A 6,048-nucleotide genomic window follows, 5' to 3' on the forward strand; every position below is an offset into this window, starting at 1 on the left:
CGGGGGAGTGACCTCTCTACTCGTCTACTCGAAGGCGCTGAGGGTCGGGTCGTAGTCGGAGGCGCCGATGTCGTACATGGACGTCATCCAGTGGTGGAAGTTGTCGCCGTGTTCCCGGAGCAGGTCGTACAGACGGCGCATCAGGCGGAGCCGGACGGCCTCCAGTTCGGGGTCCGGATAGCGGTTGGTCAGTTCGTGGGGGTCGGTGTCGAGGTCGTAGAGCTCGTTGACCGAGTCGGGGTTGACGATCAGCTTGTAGCGGCTGTCGCGCAGCATGCGCTGGGGGTAGGGGAAGTGGTGGCCGTGGAACTCGGCGAGCAACTCCTCGGGCCACTCGGGGTGTTCGCCGCGGACCAGCGGCAGCAGGCTGCGGCTGTCGGTGGCGGGCTCCGGATCGCAGCCCGCCAGTTCGAGGATGGTCGCCGTGCAGTCGGTGAGGCTGACGAACTCCCGCCGCTCCTGCGGAGGCTGCCCCGGCACCCGGATGATGCCGGGGATGCGGTAGATGTCCTCGTACATCGCCGGGCCCTTGTCGTGCAGCCGGTGGGCGCCGGTGAACTCGCCGTGGTCGGCGGTGAAGAAGACTGAGGTGTCGTCCTCCAGGCCGAGTTCGTCGAGCCGGGTGAGGATGCGCCCGATCTGTTCGTCGACGAGGGTGACGTAACCCCAGTAGACGGCGATGAGTTTGCGGGTGACCTCCGGTGGCATGGTGTCGAAGGTCCAGTGCGCGCTGTAGTTGCGCTGCACGGGTGGTTTGCCCTCGAAGGTCTCCGCGATCGAGGCGGGCAGTTCGACGAGTTCGGGGTCGTAGAGGTCGTAGTAGGCGTCCGGCAGCAGATAGGGCAGATGCGGCCCGAAGAAGTGGGTGGCCAGGTAGAAGGGGCGGCCGTCGGCGGCGTACTTCTCCAGGAGCTCGATGGCGCGGGTCGCGAGGTAGTACTCGAACGTTGCCTCCACGGGCTGCTGGAGGCGGGCGGCGAGGAGGTTGCCCGGATTGCCGTTGGGTGTGGTGCCGCGCACCGGATCGGTGATGCGGTACGGCGGCAGGTCCCGCTCCTTGAGATAGGCGAGGTAGTCGGGATGGTCGACGGGGTTGTGCCAGCCCGGCAGGTCGGCCCCTTCGAAGCCGTAGGAGGCGGCGTTGCGACGGGTGCCGACGTGCCACTTGCCCACCAGGCCCAGCTGGTAGTCGCGTTCGGCAAGGGCGGAGGGGAAGGTGAAGGCGTCCTCGGCGAGGTCCTCCAGATAGCCGACGTTGCGCTCGTGGTTGGCGAGCAGCCGGTGCCGGAAGGGCGCCTGCCCGGTGAGCAGACTGGCCCGGGCCGGGGTGCAGATGGCGGTGGGCGTGTAGAAGCGGTCGAAGCGGGTGCCGGTGGCGGCGAGCCGGTCGAGGTGCGGGGTGGCGACATGCGGATTGCCGTAACAGCCCAGCGTGTCCACGCGGTGCTGGTCGGTCATGAGGAAGAGGAGGTTCACGCGGCGGCCTTCGTGTAGACGTCGCCCGCGTAGAAGGAGGTCGCGGCGGGTGCCTTCTTCAACTGTCCGGTGCTCACGAAAAAGTCGGTCATGTCGTCCAGCCACCCGGCGACCGTGCCGTCCTTCGTCCTGGCGACGAGTTCGGCGGTCGTCAGCGTCTTGACGTGAGCGGCGTCAGCCGCGACCTTGTCCTCCGGCACCTTCAGGAGCGCGGCGGTGAGCTTGACCGACTCCTCGGGGTGTGCCGCGCGCCAGTCGTTGGCCTCCTGGAGAACCTTGACGACCTTCGCCTCGGAGGGCCCCGCCTTTCCGCCGGTGACGAACGCGGTGGGGAAGGAGCCGCCGGTGTCCTTGGTGCTCGCCAGCTCGACCAGGTCGGGCACCTTCTGCTTGATGGTGTCGATGAGCGGGTAGTTGATGCCGGCCCCGTCGATCTGCCCGGCGGAGAAGGCCGAGACGACGGTCGGCGCGTCCATCGCGACCTTCTTGATGTCGTCCATCGTCATTCCGGCCTCGCGCAGCGCGAGCTGGAGGATCATCTCGCCCGACGTGCCCTCCGGTACGCCCACCTTTTTTCCCTTGAGACCGGCCAGGGACTTGATGCCCGGTTTGGCGATCACACGGTCGGCATAGGTGAGGGTGTCGATCGCGACCACGCGGGCCTTGCCCGAGGCGGGCAGCCACAGTGCGCCGGGACCGATGTAGCCGTAGTCGAGGTCCCCGCTGCCCAGCGCCTGGATCTGGATGGGCCCGTTGACGAACGTCTTGTACGAGGCGGACAGGCCGTGCTTCTTCCACAGGCCCTGGTCGTCGGCTATGGCCAGCAGGCTGGCGCCGTTGTAGTCGGCGATATAGCCGAAACGGATCTTCGACCCGCCGCCGTCGTCCGAGGAGCAGGACGACACGGAGAGCGCCAGCGTGGTGGCCGAGAGTGAGGCGAGGAAGGTACGACGAGACATGCCCATGACATGGAGCCTTTCGAGGGGCGTGACGTTCGAGCGGCGAGAAGTGGGTGGCCGGGAGCGGGGCGGTGACGGCAGGTCAGGCGACCGGGGTGACCGGGGCGGCCGGTTCCTGGTGGTAGACGGAGTGCCAGACCCCGTTACGGATGCGGGCGAACTCGGGGGACAGGCGCAGCTTCTCGGTCCGCGGGTAGGGCAGGTCCACCTCGATGACGCGGTGCACACGGCCCGGCCGGGCGGCCATCACGACGACGCGACGCGCCAGGTAGACGGCCTCGTCGACGTCATGGGTGACGAACAGGACGGTCCGGCGTTCCTGCGTCCAGGTGCGCAGCAGTTGATCCTGCAACTGCACCCGGGTGAGGGCGTCCAGAGCGCCGAAGGGCTCGTCCATCAGCAGGACTTCGGGGTCGACCGCGTAGGCCCGGGCGATCGCGCACCGCTGCTTCATGCCACCGGACAGTGTCTTGGGCAGCGCGTCGGCGAAATCCGTGAGCCCGACGAGCTCGATGGCGTGGTCGGCCTTGCGGCGCCGCTCGGCGGCGGACAGGGAGGTGAGCTTGAGACCGAACTCGACGTTGCCGCGCACGGTGAGCCAGGGGAAGAGCGCGTACTGCTGGAAGATGACGCCGCGCTCGGGCCCGGGACCCGCCACGGCCACCCCGTCGACCAGGACCTGGCCGGTGGTCGGCTCGGCCAGGCCGGCCGCCAGGTTCAGCAGCGTCGACTTGCCGCAGCCCGAGGGGCCCACGACCGTGACGAACTCGCGGTCGGCGATGTCCAGCGACACCTCGTCGAGGGCGTTGAACTCCCCTTGCTTCAAAGGGAACGTCTTGGCGACCTGCCGGAAGGAGATCTTGGCGCCGGGCGCGCCCGGCGCGCCGGGTGAACCGGGTGTGCCGGGTGAACCGGGTGTGCTGACTGCTCCGGATGAGGATGTCATCGTCGCTCCTGCCAGGCGGTGAGGTGGCGTTCGGCCCGCAGCAGCAGGCGGTCCATCACCAGGCCGATCACACCGATGCTGATCAGCCCGACGAAGATAGTGGGCAGGTCGTAGTAGGTCTGCGCGTGCATCATCTGGTAGCCGAGTCCCTTGTCCGCGGCGATGAGTTCGGCGGCCACGACCGTGGCCCAGGAGGCCCCGAGCCCGATCCGCATACCGACGAGCAGGAACGGGGTGGCGGCCGGGATGACCACCTTGAGAAAGATCACGCGGTCCCGGGCGCCCAGTACGCGGGCCGCGTTGACGAGAGTGCTGTCCACGCCGATCACCCCCTGGAAGGCGGCGACCACACTGGACAGGAACGCGGCCAGGAAGATCACGAAGACCTTGGGCGTCTCACCGATGCCCATCGTCACGATCGCCAGCGGGATGATCGCCAGCGGTGGCACGGTCCGGAAGAACTGCACGTACGGTTCGAGCAGACCGCGGGCCAGCGGATACCAGCCCATGAGGAAGCCGACGGGCACGGCGAGCAGGGTGCCGAGCGCGAAGCCGAGGAAGACCCGGCGCAGGCTCGCCAGCGCGTCCGTGCCCAGCGTGCCGTCGCCTGCCATGTCCAGGGCGCGGGAGGCGACCGACAGGGGGCCCGGCACGTCGACCAGGTGGGTCGAGGCGGCGATCGCCCACACGGCGATACCCAGGGTGAGTGCCGCCAGGTTGAGCACGAACGGGGGTACGGCCCGCGCCGTGGGGCGGCCGGGGCGGGTGTCTTGTCGGGGGCGGTGATCACTGTCATGTCCACCTCGGTGGAATGGGGACGGTCACGTTCACTCCACGGATTTCGGTGTGTGGTAGCGGGTGAGCAGGGGTGAGTCGTGCAGGACGAGCGCGATGGCGCCGAGCGCGCCGCCCACCTCGCCGAGCGTGGCCCGCCGCAGATCGATGCCAGGGCGGGAGACCGGCATCAGGTGCGCGGACAGGGCGCGTTCGACGGGGTCGAAGAGCGCGGGTCCGGCCTCGGCGAGTTCGCCGCCGAGTACGGTGACGGCGGGGCCGAGCGCGTTGCACACGGACGCGAGGACGGTGCCCACCCGGGTGCCGACGTCGTCCAGCAGACGGCGCGCGGCCGGGTCCGTGGGCAGCGTCGCGAGGAAGGCGTCCAGATCACCGGCGGTGGGCTGGGCGTCGAGCACGGCGCCGATCGAGGCCACCGTCTCCAGACAGCCGTCCTTGCCGCACGAACATCGCCGTCCGCCGGGTTCGGCCGTGATGTGGCCGAACTCGCCGGACAGCCCGTGGGCGCCCCGGTGCAGGGCGCCGCCCACGACCAGACCGCCGCCGACGCCGTGCGACAGGCGCAGATAGAGCACGTCCTGGACGCCGGCCGCGGCCCCCCAGGTCGCCTCGGCCAGCGCCGCCAGCCGGGTGTTGTTGTCGAGCAGTACGGGCACGCCGAAGCGCTTGCCCAGCAGTACCGGCAGGTCTTCGTGGAGCCGCGGCGCGCCGGACGGGGAGTCGGTCCGTGGGGTGGCCGCGGGGCCGCGCACCGGCCCCACCACGCCCACGCCGATGCCGCTGAGCGACCCGAGGCGGAGTGTGCCCCCGGCGAGTGAGCCGACCAGCCGCGCGGCGAGGTCGACACGCTCCTCCCACGTCAGCCCCGCGCCGTGTGCGGCGCTCGTGGAACCGATCACCTCGTGGGCGACGTTGACCGCGGCGACGTGCACAGCGCGCCGCGCGAAGTCGATGCCGATGGCCTGGCCCGCGTCCCGGTGGAGGGTGAGGGCCTCCACCGGCCGGCCGCGGCGGCGCTCGGCGGCGGCCGGCACCGTGGCCACGACGGCACCACCGTCCACCAACGCAGCCACGATGTCGTACAGGGTGGTGCGGGACAGCCCGGTCAATCGCCCCAGCTCGCCCCTGCTGAGCGGGCCGTGGGTGCGCAGTTGCCGCAGGACGAGTTCCTCGTGTCCCCGGCGAAGGCGCGCCAGGGGACCCTCGTGGTCGTGTGCCATGGCGCACAGGATGCGGACCTCAGCGCTTTTACGCCAACAGCCCGGAAAAAATCAGTAACCCTGGATTCAGGCCGTGGCCAGCAGGGAATCTGCAGGTCAGGACAGCAATACGGGGTGTCACGCGGTGCGGCCACTTTTTATGAGGCTGCAATGTTCCGGTCACGGACCGAGGGGGGGCGCCGGTTCGGCGACGACGCCCTTCGCGGCGAGCGGACGGCGCGACTCGGCCTCGGTGAACGGTTCCAGCGGTACGTCCGTCACGGAGTCCAGCCCGCTCCAGCGAGCGGGGTCGAGGGCGCGCTGCCCGGCGGCGACCGCGGCGACGGTGGAAGGCGGCCCGCCACCGGCCGTGTCGCGCGCTTCGGCCCGAAAGTGGGCTCAGCCGTACCAAGTGACGTCGCAGACATACACGCGTTCATGGCGGGGCACAGCGATGTCGATTCTCGCTGTGCGCCGACATTATCTCGGCCCTCGGGCTCAATACCTTCGTCATTGCGGTGGTCGGCTGTGGCCGGGTGCCTTCTGTTGGCGCTGTTGTTGTCAGCCGGGCTGCTCAGCCGTGCTTTGCGACGGCGTCGATTCCGAGCTGCCACATTTCGTGGTTCCCGCATTCTGCCGTGATCTCGGCTGTCGCCTGAGCCGCGGTCAGGAA

The 6,048-nt window shown here is 69.6% G+C and carries 4 protein-coding genes and 1 pseudogene; all 5 read right to left on the reverse strand.

What is annotated here, in order from left to right; genetic code table 11:
- Nucleotides 1-24 precede the first annotated feature (24 nt).
- A complete protein-coding gene (locus tag AB0D14_RS23240; RefSeq protein WP_362781919.1) occupies nt 25-1,476 on the reverse strand; it encodes a sulfatase-like hydrolase/transferase in 1,452 nt (483 codons plus the stop codon).
- Complete coding sequence (locus AB0D14_RS23245) at nt 1,473-2,441, reverse strand: aliphatic sulfonate ABC transporter substrate-binding protein (RefSeq protein ID WP_362781922.1); 969 nt, start codon at nt 2,439-2,441, stop codon at nt 1,473-1,475. Before AB0D14_RS23245 ends, AB0D14_RS23240 begins: the two co-directional genes overlap by 4 nt.
- 76 nt (nt 2,442-2,517) lie before the next feature.
- Nucleotides 2,518-3,381: an ATP-binding cassette domain-containing protein gene (locus AB0D14_RS23250; RefSeq protein ID WP_362781925.1), complete on the reverse strand. Its 864-nt coding sequence runs from the start codon at nt 3,379-3,381 to the stop codon at nt 2,518-2,520.
- Nucleotides 3,378-4,177: pseudogene (locus tag AB0D14_RS23255) on the reverse strand (ABC transporter permease). Before AB0D14_RS23255 ends, AB0D14_RS23250 begins: the two are co-directional and overlap by 4 nt.
- Before the next feature lie 31 nt (nt 4,178-4,208).
- Nucleotides 4,209-5,396 (reverse strand): ROK family protein, encoded by a 1,188-nt coding sequence (locus AB0D14_RS23260; protein WP_362781928.1) that lies wholly within the window; start codon nt 5,394-5,396, stop codon nt 4,209-4,211.
- Nucleotides 5,397-6,048 lie beyond the last annotated feature (652 nt).

The sequence above is a fragment of the Streptomyces sp. NPDC048484 genome (assembly GCF_040651415.1).
Classification (GTDB): domain Bacteria; phylum Actinomycetota; class Actinomycetes; order Streptomycetales; family Streptomycetaceae; genus Streptomyces.

What these genes read in the sequence shown, in the direction of transcription:
- AB0D14_RS23245 (WP_362781922.1), bottom strand. Translation starts at nt 2,441, where the DNA reads ATGGGCATGTCTCGTCGTACCTTCCTCGCCTCACTCTCGGCCACCACG.
- AB0D14_RS23250 (WP_362781925.1), bottom strand. Translation starts at nt 3,381, where the DNA reads ATGACATCCTCATCCGGAGCAGTCAGCACACCCGGTTCACCCGGCACA.
- AB0D14_RS23260 (WP_362781928.1), bottom strand. Translation starts at nt 5,396, where the DNA reads ATGGCACACGACCACGAGGGTCCCCTGGCGCGCCTTCGCCGGGGACAC.